Annotated in this window: 10 protein-coding genes; 3 read left to right on the top strand and 7 right to left on the bottom strand. The window is 68.8% G+C overall.

Going from position 1 to position 14,383, the window contains the following annotated elements:
• Positions 1 to 8 precede the first annotated feature (8 nt).
• The 3 genes from dut to FBZ88_RS25510 all read right to left on the bottom strand — a co-directional run bounded on the left by dut (position 9) and on the right by FBZ88_RS25510 (position 7,026).
• Positions 9 to 488 carry a dUTP diphosphatase gene (dut, locus tag FBZ88_RS25520; RefSeq protein ID WP_186464597.1) on the bottom strand — a complete coding sequence of 160 codons (480 nt, stop codon included), beginning with the start codon at positions 486 to 488 and terminating at the stop codon, positions 9 to 11.
• The gene (gene coaBC, locus FBZ88_RS25515; protein WP_145619850.1) at positions 488 to 1,798 is read right to left on the bottom strand and encodes a bifunctional phosphopantothenoylcysteine decarboxylase/phosphopantothenate--cysteine ligase CoaBC; all 1,311 of its coding nucleotides are present in this window, start codon (positions 1,796 to 1,798) and stop codon (positions 488 to 490) included. Before coaBC ends, dut begins: the two co-directional genes overlap by 1 nt.
• A 368-nt stretch (positions 1,799 to 2,166) precedes the next feature.
• Positions 2,167 to 7,026, bottom strand: coding sequence for an NAD-glutamate dehydrogenase (locus tag FBZ88_RS25510; protein WP_145619849.1), 4,860 nt, complete (start codon positions 7,024 to 7,026; stop codon positions 2,167 to 2,169).
• A 282-nt stretch (positions 7,027 to 7,308) separates the two neighbouring features.
• On the opposite strand from FBZ88_RS25510, the gene FBZ88_RS25505 reads away from it, so the two are divergent.
• Positions 7,309 to 8,409, top strand: coding sequence for an NUDIX hydrolase (locus FBZ88_RS25505; protein WP_411861202.1), 1,101 nt, complete (start codon positions 7,309 to 7,311; stop codon positions 8,407 to 8,409).
• 184 nt (positions 8,410 to 8,593) lie between these two features.
• On the opposite strand, the gene FBZ88_RS25500 is transcribed toward FBZ88_RS25505, so the two are convergent.
• The 3 genes from FBZ88_RS25500 to FBZ88_RS25490 all read right to left on the bottom strand — a co-directional run bounded on the left by FBZ88_RS25500 (position 8,594) and on the right by FBZ88_RS25490 (position 10,792).
• Complete coding sequence (locus tag FBZ88_RS25500; RefSeq protein WP_145619848.1) at positions 8,594 to 8,785, bottom strand: hypothetical protein; 192 nt, start codon at positions 8,783 to 8,785, stop codon at positions 8,594 to 8,596.
• A gap of 151 nt (positions 8,786 to 8,936) precedes the next feature.
• On the bottom strand, positions 8,937 to 10,328 hold the full coding sequence (locus FBZ88_RS25495; protein ID WP_145619847.1) for a class I SAM-dependent RNA methyltransferase: 1,392 nt from the start codon (positions 10,326 to 10,328) through the stop codon (positions 8,937 to 8,939).
• Positions 10,325 to 10,792 carry an acyl-CoA thioesterase gene (locus tag FBZ88_RS25490; RefSeq protein ID WP_246138855.1) on the bottom strand — a complete coding sequence of 156 codons (468 nt, stop codon included), beginning with the start codon at positions 10,790 to 10,792 and terminating at the stop codon, positions 10,325 to 10,327. The genes FBZ88_RS25495 and FBZ88_RS25490 overlap by 4 nt, the downstream gene beginning before the upstream one ends.
• A gap of 157 nt (positions 10,793 to 10,949) precedes the next feature.
• Between FBZ88_RS25490 and FBZ88_RS25485 the strand changes: the two genes are divergently transcribed.
• Both FBZ88_RS25485 and FBZ88_RS25480 read left to right on the top strand, forming a co-directional pair.
• Positions 10,950 to 11,189: a hypothetical protein gene (locus FBZ88_RS25485; RefSeq protein WP_040843696.1), complete on the top strand. Its 240-nt coding sequence runs from the start codon at positions 10,950 to 10,952 to the stop codon at positions 11,187 to 11,189.
• 515 nt (positions 11,190 to 11,704) lie between these two features.
• On the top strand, positions 11,705 to 13,099 hold the full coding sequence (locus FBZ88_RS25480; RefSeq protein WP_281290159.1) for an ammonium transporter: 1,395 nt from the start codon (positions 11,705 to 11,707) through the stop codon (positions 13,097 to 13,099).
• A gap of 83 nt (positions 13,100 to 13,182) precedes the next feature.
• Here the strand turns inward: FBZ88_RS25480 and FBZ88_RS25475 are convergent, their stop codons facing one another.
• Complete coding sequence (locus FBZ88_RS25475) at positions 13,183 to 14,322, bottom strand: asparaginase (RefSeq protein WP_145619846.1); 1,140 nt, start codon at positions 14,320 to 14,322, stop codon at positions 13,183 to 13,185.
• Between the last annotated feature and the right edge of the window lie 61 nt (positions 14,323 to 14,383).

Below are 14,383 nucleotides of genomic sequence, written 5' to 3'. Positions count from 1 at the left end.
CATTTTTATCAGCCCGCCCGGCCGGTGGCGGTCGCGGCGACGCCGGTGGAGCCGAAGCCGCCGGCGCCCCGGGCGGTCTCATCCAGGCTGTCCACCTCTTTCCACTGAGCGCGCTCGTGGCGGGCGATCACCATCTGGGCGATGCGCATGCCGCGCTCGACGGTGAAGGGCTGGTCCCCCAGGTTCACCAGGATGACGCCCACCTCGCCCCGGTAATCGGCGTCCACCGTGCCCGGGGCGTTCAGCACCGTGACGCCGGTCTTCAGCGCCAAGCCCGACCGCGGGCGCACCTGCGCCTCGAAGCCCACCGGCAGGGAAATGGCCAGGCCCGTGGGCACCAGCGCGCGGCCCAGGGGCGGGATCACCACCGGGGCCGACACGGCCGCCATCAGGTCCAGGCCGGCGGCCTGGGCGGTGGCATAGGCCGGCAGGTCCAGGTCCCGGCCATGGGGCAGACGGGTGACGGCGACGGTAACGGCTTCGGTCATCAAACGGGTTCCGGACTGTTGTTGCTTGTTGAAAGGGCGATATGGGGCGACAGGGTAGACAGGGTATCGGCGATGGCCTGGGCCAGGCGCACCGCCACCTCGGTCTTGGACAGACGCGGCCAGGTTTCGATCAGAGGGGCCTCGGGTTCCGCGCCCCGGCGCAGCAGATGCACCTGGTTGTCGTCACCACCGAAGGTGCCGGTTCCGGTCGCCACGTCATTGGCGACGATCCAGTCGCAGCCCTTCTTGGCCAGCTTGGCGGCAGCGTAGGTCAGCACGTCGCGCGTCTCGGCGGCGAAGCCCACCACCAGGCGGGGTCGCGCCGGGCCGGGCTGGGACAGGGTGGCCAGGATGTCGGGGTTTTCCGCCAGGGTCAGGGTGGGCGGGCCATCCGGGCCCTTCTTCACCTTGTCACCCGCGGTCGCCGCCACGCGCCAATCGGCCACGGCGGCGGCGCAGACGGCGATGTCGGCCGGCCCGTCGGGTGTTTGAAGGGCGGACTGGCTGGCGGCCAGCATCTCGGCCGCCGTCTCCACCCGCACCACGCGCACGCCGGGCGGGTCGGCCAGGGTGACGGGGCCGCTGACCAGGGTCACGTCGGCGCCCAGCGCCGCGAGGGCCGCCGCCACGGCGTGGCCCTGCTTGCCCGACGAGCGGTTGGCGATATAGCGCACGGGGTCGATAGGCTCGTGGGTGGGCCCGCTGGTCACCACCGCGCGACGGCCGGTCAAGGGTTTCGGCCCCTGCCGTTCCGCGAAGAAGGCCGCGATGCCGGCCACGATCTCCATCGGTTCCACCATGCGGCCGGAGCCGACCTCGCCGCAGGCCATGTCGCCGGCGGCGGGCCCCAGGCGGCGGATGCCGCGCCCCTCCAGCGTACGGACATTGGCCTGGGTGGCCGGGTTGGTCCACATCATGACGTTCATGGCCGGCACCACCAGGACCGGCTTGTCAGTGGCCAGCAGCGCCGTGGTCGCCAGGTCATTGGCCATGCCGGCGGCCATGCGCGCCAGGATATCGGCACTGGCCGGGGCCACCACCACCAAGTCGGCCTCGCGCGACAGGCGGATGTGCCCCATCTCCGACTCGTCGGTCAGAGAGAACAGGTCGGTGTAGACCTTCTCCTCAGACAGGGCGGCCACCGATAGAGGTGTTACGAATTGCTGCGCGCCCTCGGTCAAAACGGCGCGGACGCGAACGCCGCGTTCCTTCAGCCGGCGGATCAGTTCCAGGCATTTGTACGCCGCGATGCCGCCGGAAATCACCAGCAGCAGGCGCTTGCCCTCAAGGACTCTGTAATCCGACGTCACGGACAAAGGTCACCTATGGAAGCGGTTCCCCCAAGGGATATCGGGGAAACGAAACCACGAGCCGGACAATCTTATCAATGCACGGACAGGTGGTGTGAAATCAATAGATATGGGGTCGCCACGCTTTGCGCAAGCGACAGTTCATCACCGCCGCCCACAGTGCAGGCGACGGAGAATCAGGGTTGAAATTCACGAAAAAAGTTCCCCGGTGGGGAGTCTTATTCCCTCAATCGCCGGGCGCGGCCATCCGGCCGCTTGGCTTCCTCCCTTTCCAGTCCGCTGACGCTTCCCGGAAAGGTCCGGCGCTCGCACTTGCGAGCTACAGCGGCATGGGGACCAGCCCCATGCCGCTGATAACCGCGAGCCGATCAGCCGGCCGTCAGGCCGCGCAGCTGGCGGGTGGCCACGGCCAGCATGGCCACGTCCAGGTGCGCCACGCCGCGCAGTTCGGCCAGCAGGGACTGGATACGGTCCAGCGGACCGGACTTGGCGGCCAGCCAGCCGTCGATCAGGGCGGTCGCATCGTCGCCCTCGCCCGCCAGCACCCGGGCCGCCAAGCGGCCCTGCAAGCCGTAGAGGTCGTCGATGATGGCGCCCAGGGCCTGGCGCTGCCAGTGGGTGGTGGTCTTCACCGCCTCCGCCCGGCCACGCAGCCAGTCGAAGCCCAGCCGTTCGCCCAGCGCGAAGTGGACGGCCGCGACCGTCTCCACCCCCCGGTTGGTTTCCACCGCGATCTGGCTGATGTCGGTGGCGGCCCCCAGGGCGGACAGGGCCGCCACGTGATGGGCCAGCTCAGCCGGCACGCCGGCCTGCTCCAGCTCCTCCTTCTTGGCGGTCAGGTCAGCGGCGGCGTCGGGCGACAGGATGTCGGCCAACGCCTTGGACAGCACCTTCACCGCCGGCCCCAGGCGGGCGATGCCGGCCGCCATGTCCAGGGGGTGGGCGTTGTTGAGCAGAGTCCAGGGCACGGCGCGGCGCAGCAGGCGGCGCGTGGCCAGGCCCATGGCCGCCTGGGTGGCCGCCGGGACCTGGTTGTCCAGGGCGTCGATGGCCTTCCACACCGCCGGCAGGCCATAGGCGTCGCGGGCGATGTGATAGGCGCGGGCGACATCCGCCTCACCCAGGCCGGTCTGCTCCACCATCTCGGCCACGAAGCTGGGACCGACGCGGTTCACCATGCTGTTGGTGGCCACGGTGGCGATGATCTCGCGGCGCAGCTGGTGGCCGGCCACAGCCTGCGGATACTGCCGCTGCAGGCTTTCCGGGAAGTACTCCACCAGGTCGGCTGCCATCTTGGCATCGTCCGGCAGGTCGGAGTTCAGCAGCTTGTCGTACAGGTCGATCTTGGCATAGGCCAGCAGCACCGCCGTTTCCGGCCGCGTCAGACCGCGGCGGGCCTGGGCGCGCAGCGACACCTCCTCATCCGTCGGCAGGAACTCGATGGCGCGGTTCAGCTTGCCCGCCTTTTCCATGAGCCGCATGAAGCGGGCCAGGTCGTCCAGCGTGTCCGGAGCCACCGCCTCATCAATGGAGAGGGCCTGGGTCTGCTGGTAGTTGTCGGCCAGCACCAGCTCCGCCACGTCGTCGGTCATGGTGGCCAGCAGCGCATCGCGCTGGGGCAGGGTCATGCTGCCCTTGTCCATCACGTCGCGCAGCAGGATCTTGATGTTGACCTCATGGTCCGAGGTGTCGACGCCGGCTGAGTTGTCGATGGCGTCGGTGTTGAGCCGCACGCCGGCCTGCGCCGCCTCGATGCGGCCGCGCTGGGTGAAGCCCAGGTTGGCGCCCTCGCCCACCACCTTGGCACGGACCTGGCGGCCGTCGATGCGCAGGGCGTCGTTGGCCTTGTCGCCCACCTCGGCGTTGCTCTCGCCCCCGGCCTTCACATAGGTGCCGATGCCGCCCAGCCACAGCAGGTCGACATCCGCCTTCAGGATGGCCTGCATCAGCTCGGCCGGGGTCAGGCGCTCCGCCGTGATCCCCAGGGCCGCCCGCACTTCGGGCGACAGCGGGACGGATTTGGCCCCGCGCTCGAAGATGCCGCCCCCCTGGGACAGCTTGGACTTGTCATAGTCCGCCCAGGAGGAGCGCGGCAGGTCGAACATGCGCTTGCGCTCTTCCCAGCTGCTGGCCGCATCCGGGTTGGGGTCCAGGAAGATGTGGCGGTGGTCGAAGGCGGCCACCAGACGGATGTGCTTGGACAGCAGCATGCCGTTGCCGAACACGTCGCCCGACATGTCGCCCACGCCCACGACGGTGAAGTCCTGGGTCTGGCAGTCGCGGCCCAGCTCACGGAAGTGGCGCTTCACCGCTTCCCACGCGCCGCGCGCGGTGATGCCCATCTTCTTGTGGTCGTACCCGGCGGAGCCGCCGGAGGCGAAGGCGTCGTCCAGCCAGAAGCCGTAGTCGCGGCTGACCCCGTTGGCGATGTCGGAGAAGGTGGCCGTGCCCTTGTCGGCAGCCACCACCAGATAGGGGTCGTCGCCGTCCAGGCGCACCACATCCTGGGGCGGCACCACCTGGCCCTTCACCAGATTGTCGGTGATGTCCAGCAGGCCGCGCATCATGGTCTTGTAGCACTCGATGCCTTCGGCCAGCGCCGCCTCGCGGCCGGCGGAGGCCGGCGGCGGGTTCTTCACCACGAAGCCGCCCTTGGAGCCCATGGGCACGATGACGGCGTTCTTCACCATCTGCGCCTTGATCAGGCCCAGGATCTCGGTGCGGAAATCCTCCTTGCGGTCAGACCAGCGGATGCCGCCGCGCGCCACCTTGCCACCGCGCAGGTGCACGGCCTCGACCCGGGGGCTGTAGACCCAGATTTCCACCATGGGCCGGGGCAGCGGCAGGTCGTCGATGGATCGGCTGTCCAGCTTGAACGACAGATAGCTCTTGGGCTGGCCGTCGGCGCCCTTCTGGAAGAAGTTGGTGCGCAGCGTGGCGCGGATGAGGTTCAGCATCCGGCGCAGGATGCGGTCCTCATCCAGGTTGGTGACCTGGTCCAGGGCATGGTCGATCTCCACCACCAGGCCCATGCGCTGGCTGTCCACCTCTTCCCGGCCCAGCTTGGCCAGGATGGCCGGGTCATGGGCCAGGTGGAACAGGCGCACCAGCAGCTTGGTGATGCCCACATGGGCCGCCAGCGTGTCCTCGATGTAGGACTGGGAGAAGTCGAAGCGGGCCTGGCGCAGGTACTTGGCGTAGGCGCGCACCATGGTGACGTCGCGCCAGGCCAAGCCGGCCCCCAGCACCAGCTTGTTGAAGCCGTCGGTCTGGGCCTCGCCGGTCCAGACGCGCATGAAGGCGTCCTCGAACGCCTCCTTCACCGCGTCCAGCTCGACGGCCTGGCCGTTGGCCATCTTCATCTCGAAGTCCTGGATCCAGATGGACTTCTCGCGGCCGGGGATGCGCACCTCGTGCGGGCCGCCTTCCGCCAGGATCTTCAGGCCCAGATCCTCCAGCATGGGCAGGGCCTGGGACAGCTGCACCGGCGTGTCGTCGTGGTAGACCTTGAAGAACAGCTCGTGCGGCTCGGCCTCCACCGGGCGGTGCAGGTTCAGCGCGATCTGGCCCGTGGCCGCCACCGTCTCCAGCCGTTCGATGTCCATCACGGCGGCTTCGGGGCTGTAGGTCTCGCGGTAGCCCTCGGCCAGGGTGCCGCGGCGGTAGCGGCGGGCCAGCCGCAGGCCGATCTCCTCGCCCTTGGCGTCGATCAGGGCCTGCTGCAGGCGCTCGCCCCAGCCGCGCGCCGCCTCGATCAGGGTCTCCTCGACGTCGCGGACGTCGTAGTCCGGCACCTTGCCGGGGGTGGTCTGGATGATGATGTGGGCGCGGGCCAGCGCGCTTTCCGACAGCATCACATGGTATTGCGTCGTCTTGCCCTCGAACGCCGTCTCCAGGATGCCCTGCAGCTTCAGCCGCAGGTCGGTGTCGTAGCGGTCGCGCGGGACGTAGATCAGGGCGCTGACGAAGCGTTCGAACGGGTCCTTGCGCACGAACAGGGCCACGCGCTGACGGTCCTGCAGGTGCAGTACGCCCATGGCGATGTCGAACAGCTCGTCATCGCTGGTCTGGAACAGCTCATCCCGGGGATAGGTCTCCAGGATGTGCAGCAGGGCCTTGCCGTCGTGGCTGGACTTGTCGAAGCCCGCCCGCTCCAGCGCCCGGTTCACCTTTTGGCGCAGGTAGGGGATCTCGCGCGCCGTGCGGTTGTAGGCGACCGAGGTGAAGAGGCCGACGAACAGCCGCTCGCCGATCTCGACGCCCTGGTCGTCGAACAGCTTCACCATCACGGCATCCAGCGGCGCCGGGCGGTGGACGGTCGAATCCTTGTTGGCCTTGGTCACCATGATGGCGCGCGGCTGGCGCACGAAGGCGCGCACGTCCGGCGGCAGCTGGGCGAAGTAGCGCAGGCCGTCGAAGACCGAGACCTCGTCATCGCGCAGGATGCCCAGGCCGGCACCGGCCAGGATGTCCAGCGTGTCCTGGCCGTCCTCCTTGCCGAAGCGGTATTCGCGGACGCCTAAGAAGATGAAGTGGTCGTCATCGATCCAGCGCAGGAAGTCCACGCCCTCCGCCACCTCGGCGGCGTCCAGGGCCTGGCTGCTCTTCCGCGACTCGTCGATGGTTTCGGCCACGCGGCTGCGCATGGCCTCGAAATCCTCCACGGCGGCGCGCACGTCCGCCAGGATGTGCACCAGGCCGGCGCGGACCTTTTCCAGCAGCTCGGGGGAGGTCTGCTGGTCGACCTCCACATGCATGAAGCTTTCGGCCTTGGCATCGGCGGGGGCGGCGTGCGGCTCATACAGCTCGACCAGGCGGCCCTCGGCGTCGCGCTTCACCTTCACCACCGGGTGGATCACCAGGTGCACTGTCAGGCCATGGCGGTTCAGTTCCGCCGAAACGCTGTCCACCAGGAAGGGCATGTCGTCATTGACGATCTCCACCACCGTGTGGGGGGCATGCCAGCCGTCCTGCTCCACCTTGGGATTGCAGACGCGCACCTGGGCGGTGCCGGCCTTGCGCACGGCGCCAAACTGCCACATGGCGACGGCGGCGCCGTACAGCTCGTCACTGCTGCTGCGCAGGATGTCGTCAGGGGGCACGTTGGCGTAGAACTGCCGGACGAAACGCTCCGCCGGGGCGGCCTTTTCCCGAGACAGGCGATCCCGCACCTTGGCGGCGATCTGCTCGGTCAGTTCGGATTTGCGCTGTTCTGCTTTGAGCGCCATGGGTCTCTCTCCCGAAGTCGGACCTTCTCCCACGACATGTGGTTGCCACACGGCGGCCGGCCCGTTAATTCGCGGGGCCTACCATAGGCAAATCATGGTGGGGAAACGAAGCGGCATCCTGCGGCCTAGGACAATAAGCAGATTGTCGTCTTTTAACAGGTGCCCGTGAACTTTCTCTTGCTGTCAAAAGCGTCTCGGACAACACATTCTGTCGCGCCCCGGGACGGGCCTCCGCCCCGGGTCCGGAAAAGGTGCCCCGAAAACAGATTTGGCGGGAGACTCGTGACCAGCGCCCAGGCCCCTCAGCCCCAGCCCGGCCAGCCCATCCCACAGCCCATCGGCGAGCGCGCCTCCATCGGCCTGACCGCCGTGATCGTGGCGGTGACGCGGGAGGTGCCGCGCGTGCTGGTGGTGCGCCGCCTGACCCATGACCTGGCGACGCCGCAGCAACAGGCCAGCGGCGACTGGGACGCCCTGCCCTTCGGCCCCTTCGCACCGGAGCGTCACCGCACCCTGGAACAGGGCCTGCGCCGCTGGGTGACGGAGCTGACGGGCCTGCCCCTGGGCTATGTCGAGCAGCTCTACACCTTCGGCGACCGCTATCGCGACCTGCGCGAGGTGGACGGCGACGCCCGTGTCGTCTCCGTCGGCTACATCGCCCTGACGCGCGAGGCGCCGCTGTCGGGTTCGGGTGCCGCCGAATGGCACGACTGGTACAGCTATTTCCCGTGGGAGGATTGGCGCGACGGCCGGCCGGCCATGATCGCCCGCACCCTGCTGCCGGCGCTGGAGCGCTGGGCCGAGCATGACCCGGATTTGGCGGCCGCACGCCGCGACCGGGTGCACACCACCTTCAGCCGCGACGACGACGCCTGGGACTATGAACGGGTGCTGGAGCGGTATGAGCTGCTGTATGAGGCGGGCCTGGTGGCGGAGGCGCCGCGCGACCGCGCCGTGCTGGCCCGCCTGGCGCAGAACGGCAAGCTGCCGGCCGACGTGGCTGGCCTGTGGTCCGGCCCGGTGCAGCCTGAGGCGCTGGCTGCCACCGGCATCCCCATGGCCCAGGACAATCGCCGCATCCTGGCGGCCGCCCTGGGCCGGGTGCGGGGCAAGCTGAAATACCGGCCGGTGGTGTTCGACCTGCTGCCGCCGCAGTTCACCCTATTCCAGCTGCAGCGCCTAGTGGAGGCGCTGTCCGGCGTGCGCCTGCACAAGCAGAACTTCCGCCGCCTGCTGATCGCCGGTGGCCTGGTGGAACCCACGGGCGCCCTGGAGGTGCGCACCGGCGGCCGCCCGGCGGAACTCTACCGCTTCCGCCGCGAAATCCTGCGGGAACGCGCCGCCGCCGGGGTTGGTCTGCCCACCATACGCATTACCGAGTAAAGTCGCGTCCTAGCCCAGTTCCAGGCGGAACTGGGCCCCATGCGCCATGCTCCTTCACAAGCGGAGCGCCACGGAGCGCAGCGACAAGGCCACGACCGTGGCCGCCGCAGATTTCCGGGGAGCGGAGCGGACTGGAAATCGAGGACAGCCAAAGGCCCGGATGGGCCTGCCGGCGCCTGAGGAACTATTCCAGATAAGCATCCACCTCGGCGGCGGCGCGGTCCAGCGGCCAGTCCAAACGGTCGATGATCTGTTCGACGGCGGCGTCGGCGTCCAGCGTCCGGCGGCCCAGCCGGTCCAGGATGTCATTCAGCACGTTTTCCTCCGCCACCGTGGCCGGGGCGTAGGACTTCAGGATCTCAAGCGCCTTGCTCATGGGACTGACGGACTCGCTTCTGGATTGTGCCAACGGGGGTGCGGTTATAGCACGTCATCGCCGCCCCCGCACCGCTGCACCGGCCGGCCACGTCACCTTTGGCGCCACTGCGGCAGACGGGTAACGCTGCCCCCATTCCTCACGGCATCCATCATGGCCGGCGGAAGCGGGCCGCGACCTCCAGGTGGGGGGACCACAGGAACTGGTCCACCGGCACCAGGCGCTCCAGGACGTAACCGCCGCCCAGCAGCAGGGCGGCGTCGCGGGCGAAGCTGACCGGGTTGCAGGAGATGGCGACCACCACCGGCACGGTGGATGCGGCCAGGGCCGCCGCCTGGGACGCGGCGCCAGCGCGCGGCGGATCGAAGACCACCGCCTGGTAGGCCGACAATTCCGCCGGGGATAAGGGTTCCTTGAAGAGGTCGCGGCGTTCCACCGTCACAGGATGGCCGCCGCCCGCCACGCGGGCCGCCGCCTCCAGCGCCGTGATGGCGACACCATCGCCCTCGACCGCGTGCACGGGCGCCAGGGTGGACAGGGGGAAGGTCAGGGTGCCACTGCCGGCGAACAGGTCGGCCACCCTGGCAGCACCCTTCGCCCCCGCCAGGGCCTCCGCCACCAGCGCGGTCTCGCCCTCGGCGCTGGCCTGCAGGAAGGACCCGGCGGCGGGCGACACCGCCACCGGGCCGAAGCGCACCACGCCGGTGCGGCGCAGGGCGATGGGCTCCGCCGGCGCGCCCGGCCGCTTGGACCAGGTGAGGCGGGCCAAGTCATGAGCCTCGGCAAAGGCGCCCAGCTTTTCCAGGGCGTTCAGGTCGGGCTGCGGCAGCCCCACCAGCAGGACGTCCGGCCCGTCGTCCAGCAGGGTCAGCGCCACGTCCAGCGTATGCTCGTCCGGCAGCAGTTCCAGCAGCAGGGCGCGCAGGGGTGCCACCAGCGCCATCAGGCGCGGCGCCAGCACGACGCATTCCTCGATATCCACCAGGCGATGGCTGGCGCGCTCATTGAAGCCCAGCCACAGGCGGCGGCCCCGGCGGGCGGCCGCCAGCACGGCGCGCCGTCGGGCATGGGGCGGCGTGCGCACCAGGGGCGCCATGGGCAAATCGGTAACGCCGGCGCGCGACAAGGCGTGGCGCAGCTGTTCCACCTTCCAGGCGCCGTAGGTCTCGGCATCCATATGCTGCAGGGTGCAGCCGCCACAGGTGCCGAAATGGCGGCAGGCAGGGTCGGCGCGGCCCGGCCCCTCGGCCAGCAGCGACACCGGCTCCACCAGCCAGCCCTCGCCGCGCTGCTGGGCGAAGCGCACCATCAGCCGGTCGCCCACCAGGGTCTGGGGCACGAACAGGCGGTGGTTCGGTCCATAAGCCTCCTGCCAGTGGGCGACACCGTCGCCCAGGGCGCCCACGCTTTCCACCGTAATCTCGATGGGGCCGCTGGTGGGCGGCTCAACCGGCGGACGGGCGGCAGGGCGGCGGGCCTGGTGGCGGCCGGCGGAGGGCTTGCCGCGCGCGGGGGTGGGCCCGGGGGAGGAACGGCGGCTCACAGCAGGGTCTCCATGACGGGGCGCAGGTCATCGGAGATGGGTGTGGGGCGGTGGCTGTCGACATCCACCAGAACGGAAACGGACAGGGCGGTGGCATGGCAATGGCCGCCAACGAACAGGCCGCTGCCCGTCGTCCACGACGTGCGGCCCAGGCGCACCAGGCGGGTGCCGATGCGCACGGAGTTGGGGTAGGTGATCTCCACCAGGTAATCGATGGTGATCTTGCGCATCACGATGGCATGGCGGTCGAAACCCACCCGGCCGCGCAGGGCCTGGTGCAGCGCCACGCGGCCCGATTCGAAATACACCCCGAAGGCGTTGTTGTTGGCGTGGCCCACCGGGTCCAGGTCATTGAAACGCACATGCTCATCCGTCCAGAAACGATAGCTGCCGGCGTCGGCCAGGTCGAAGGGCGGGTCAGCCGCGTCGCTGGAGGCAGACGGAAACGGGGTCGGGACGGACACGGGCGTTAAGTTCCTGTGACGGGGCGGGGTTAGCCCCAGGGATTAGGGGTATGGAACCGGTTTTGGCAAGCAGGGCGGCGTGACGACACCCGGCAAGGGTGCTATAGCTGCCCATCATCTGATCCATACACCCCTATTATCACAGTGAAGGTCTGCCATGAGCGACACCAACAACTCCACCGCGGAAGCCCTGTTCGAAAAGGCGCTGAGCGTCGCGGAAAAGCATCTTGAGGCGGCGCTCAAGGAGGCGGGCCCCCTGGCCGCCTATGTGGCGGTCGCCATGATCGAAGTGGCCGTCAACCAGGCGGTGGAAGAGACCACCCACCAGGACGTGGTGGACATGCTGCACGACCTGGCCAACCAGATCGAGCAGGACGCCGACGAGGAAGAGGAATAACCCTCGCCTTCCTCACGGCCGATTGAGAGTTTCCTGGCGACGCCGGCGCCCGCCCCTTTCCCCCCTGTCCCGGGGGAGGCAAGGGGTGGCGCCGGCGTTGTTGCTTTTGAGGCACCCCTTTCGGTAACGCTCAGATTCAAGCCTAAAAATTAGGCAATTCCAGCATAGTTTGGCGCCAGTGGCGCCGATATTTGATAAAGCCCTGCTCTAATGCCTTGATCCTGCTATCAGTGCATTGCGAATTTTGATGCAGTTTCGCCCATCGTTTGAGCAGAAGGCCACCGGTATGCGGCTTCCGCCGCCAATCCCGCCCATAATTTAATCATTCACCCCCATCCAATAGCCCGGACCGCTTTCGGATGTATCGCGGCACGAAGTTTGAAAGAGGGGGCCGCGCGCTTTTCAGGGTGCGGGTTCGCGGATGGCCGGCCGACCGGGCCGGTGACGGCTTTCGACCGCCGGCGGTGATTGATAACGCGGTGACTGACAACGCGGTGACTGGGATGGGGTATGGCATGAGCGGTTTGGGTAAGCGTTTCCTGGGACTGGGCGCATGCGCGCTGGCGGCGGGCCTGCCCGCGCTGGCCGTGGCGCAGGATGCGGCGGCGCCCGCCGCGGCCGCGGCGGCCCCCACCATCAGCGGCGGCGACACGGCGTGGATGCTGATGTCCACGGCCCTGGTGCTGATGATGACCATTCCCGGCTTGGCGCTGTTCTACGGCGGCATGGTGCGCAAGTTCAACGTGCTGGCCATGGTGATGCAGAGCTTCACCATCACCTGCCTGGTCACGGTCATCTGGGCGCTGGTGGGCTACAGCCTGTCCTTCACCGCGGCCAGCGACGCCGCCGACGCCAAGGAATTCATCGGTGGCTTCAGCCGCGTGCTGCTGGCGGGCATGGACCCGACCGGCACCCACGCCCTGGCCCCGACGATCCCGGAGCCGGTGTTCATGATGTACCAGATGACCTTCGCGATCATCACGCCGGCGCTGATCACCGGCGCTTTCGCCGATCGCATGAAGTTCTCCTCCATGCTGGTGTTCATCACCCTGTGGTCGCTGCTGGTCTACGCCCCGGTGGCCCACACCGTCTGGCATCCCAACGGCTTCATGGCCAAGCTGGGCGTGCTGGACTTCGCCGGCGGCACGGTGGTGCATATAAACGCCGGCATCGCCGGCCTGGTGGCCTGCCTGGTGATCGGCAAGCGCAAGGGCTACCCCAACGCCGACTTCAGCCCGCACAACCTGGTGCTGAGCCTCATCGGCGCCTCGCTGCTGTGGGTGGGCTGGTTCGGTTTCAACGCCGGTTCGGCCCTGACGGCCGGTCCGCGCGCCGGCATGGCTATGACCGTGACCCAGGTGGCGACGGGTGCTGCGGCGCTGGCCTGGGTGTTCGTGGAATGGGCCCTGAAGGGCAAGCCCTCGGTCCTGGGCATCATCTCGGGCGCCGTCGCCGGCCTGGTGGCCATCACGCCGGCCGCCGGCTTCGTCGATACCGTCGGCGCCTTCGCCATCGGCATTGCAGCCGGCGTCATCTGCTTCTTCACCGCCACGTCCATGAAGCGCGCCCTGGGATATGACGACAGCCTGGACGCCTTCGGCGTGCACGGCATCGGCGGCATCGTCGGCGCCATCCTGACCGGCGTCTTCGCCAAGATGTCCATCGCCAACAGCGAGGGCGCCTTCGCCGCCACGCTGAAGGATGCGCCGGACACGAAGCTGGGCCTGATCGAGGGCAATGTCGGTCAGGTGCTGACCCAGCTGGAGGGTGTGGCCTTCACCGTCGTGTGGTGCGCCGTCATCACCTTCATCCTGCTGAAGATCATCGACCTGGTGATCGGCCTGCGTGTCGATGAGGACATCGAGCGCGACGGCCTGGACATCGCCCTGCACGGCGAATCGATCCACTAAAAAGGGCGGGGCAGCCCAAAACGGAAACCGCCGCCGGGGGCGACCTCGGCGGCGGTTTTCATTTGCGCATCATCGGGAAAGGGTCAGCCCACCGCCACGGCGGTGGGCCGGATTTCACCGACGATCTCGCCCTTGCGGCTGGTGACCGGGGCGACGGCCAAGGTGGCGACGCCGTCCCACACCGTGTCGGGCAGCACGCCCAGACGCTTCAGCACCGCCGCCATGGCCGGGCCGGCGGCACGGGGCGCCCCGTCCTCGATCTTCAGCGCGATGCCCAGCCCGTGTTCCGGCAGCACGGCGCAGCACACGCCCTCCGCCCCCGACTTCAGCAGCACGGCCGAGTTGGCGGCGCGCATGACCTCGGTGTCGAAATTGCCGGTGCCACCCACCAGCTCGGGATGCTTGCCCCAGGCGCGGCGCAGGCGCATCACCGCCTCCGCCCGCCGATCGGGCAGGCTGTCGGGGTCGGCCAGCCGGGCCATGCCCAGGGCCAGGGCGCCCAGGGGCAGGCCGATGGTGGGGATGGAGCAGCCGTCGACGCCCCAGGGCGCGCGGCTGAGATCATGGCCGGTCACCTGCTCGATGACACCCAAAATGCGCTGCTGCACCGGGTGCTGGTACCGGACATAGCCCGCCAGCTTCTCGCCTTTATGCTTGGCCACGGCCAGGAAGCCGGTGTGCTTGCCGGAGCAGTTGTTGTGCAGGGCGGTCGGCTTCTGCCCCGCCGCCAGCAGGGCGGACGCAGTCGGCTCATGCGTCGGTAGATGGGCGCCGCATTCCAGGTCATCCACCGACAGGCCCAGCCGGTCCAGCCAGGCGGCCACGCGTTCGGTGTGCATGGCCTCCCCCTGATGGGAGGCGCAGGCGAGCGCCAGTTCCTCGTCCGTCACGGCGTAGGCATCGGCCGCCCCGCTTTCGATCAGGGGGATGGCCTGCAAGGCCTTGTTGGAGGAGCGGGGATAAATCAACCCATCTACGTCGCCCCAGTGGGCCACCACACGGGCGCCGGCGTCGACCACCACCACCCGGCCGCGATGGCGGGATTCCACCATGGACCCGCGCGTCACCTCCACCAGGATGGGCGCGTCGGACCGGTCGGGAATGTCCACCTGGCGCACGGTCGCGTGGGCTTGGGGCGCCTGGGCCTGGGGGGCGGGCTGATGGTCGTGCCCACCGCAGCAGCCGTCGCCGTGGTGATGCTCATGATCGTCGTGGTCGTGCATGACCAGGCGCTCCGCCCTTGGGGTTCGTTGATGCCCGCGTTCTCCCCCGGCCGGGGCATGA

Source organism: Nitrospirillum bahiense, from assembly GCF_007828025.1.
Classification (GTDB): Bacteria; Pseudomonadota; Alphaproteobacteria; order Azospirillales; family Azospirillaceae; genus Nitrospirillum; species Nitrospirillum amazonense.
This window is presented reverse-complemented; position numbering and strand designations above follow the sequence as displayed.

Excerpts from the sequence above, each read along its gene's own strand:
- dut (WP_186464597.1), bottom strand. The coding sequence starts at position 488 with ATGACCGAAGCCGTTACCGTCGCCGTCACCCGTCTGCCCCATGGCCGG.
- FBZ88_RS25510 (WP_145619849.1), bottom strand. The coding sequence starts at position 7,026 with ATGGCGCTCAAAGCAGAACAGCGCAAATCCGAACTGACCGAGCAGATC.
- FBZ88_RS25500 (WP_145619848.1), bottom strand. The coding sequence starts at position 8,785 with ATGAGCAAGGCGCTTGAGATCCTGAAGTCCTACGCCCCGGCCACGGTG.
- FBZ88_RS25485 (WP_040843696.1), top strand. The coding sequence starts at position 10,950 with ATGAGCGACACCAACAACTCCACCGCGGAAGCCCTGTTCGAAAAGGCG.
- FBZ88_RS25480 (WP_281290159.1), top strand. The coding sequence starts at position 11,705 with ATGAGCGGTTTGGGTAAGCGTTTCCTGGGACTGGGCGCATGCGCGCTG.
- FBZ88_RS25475 (WP_145619846.1), bottom strand. The coding sequence starts at position 14,322 with ATGCACGACCACGACGATCATGAGCATCACCACGGCGACGGCTGCTGC.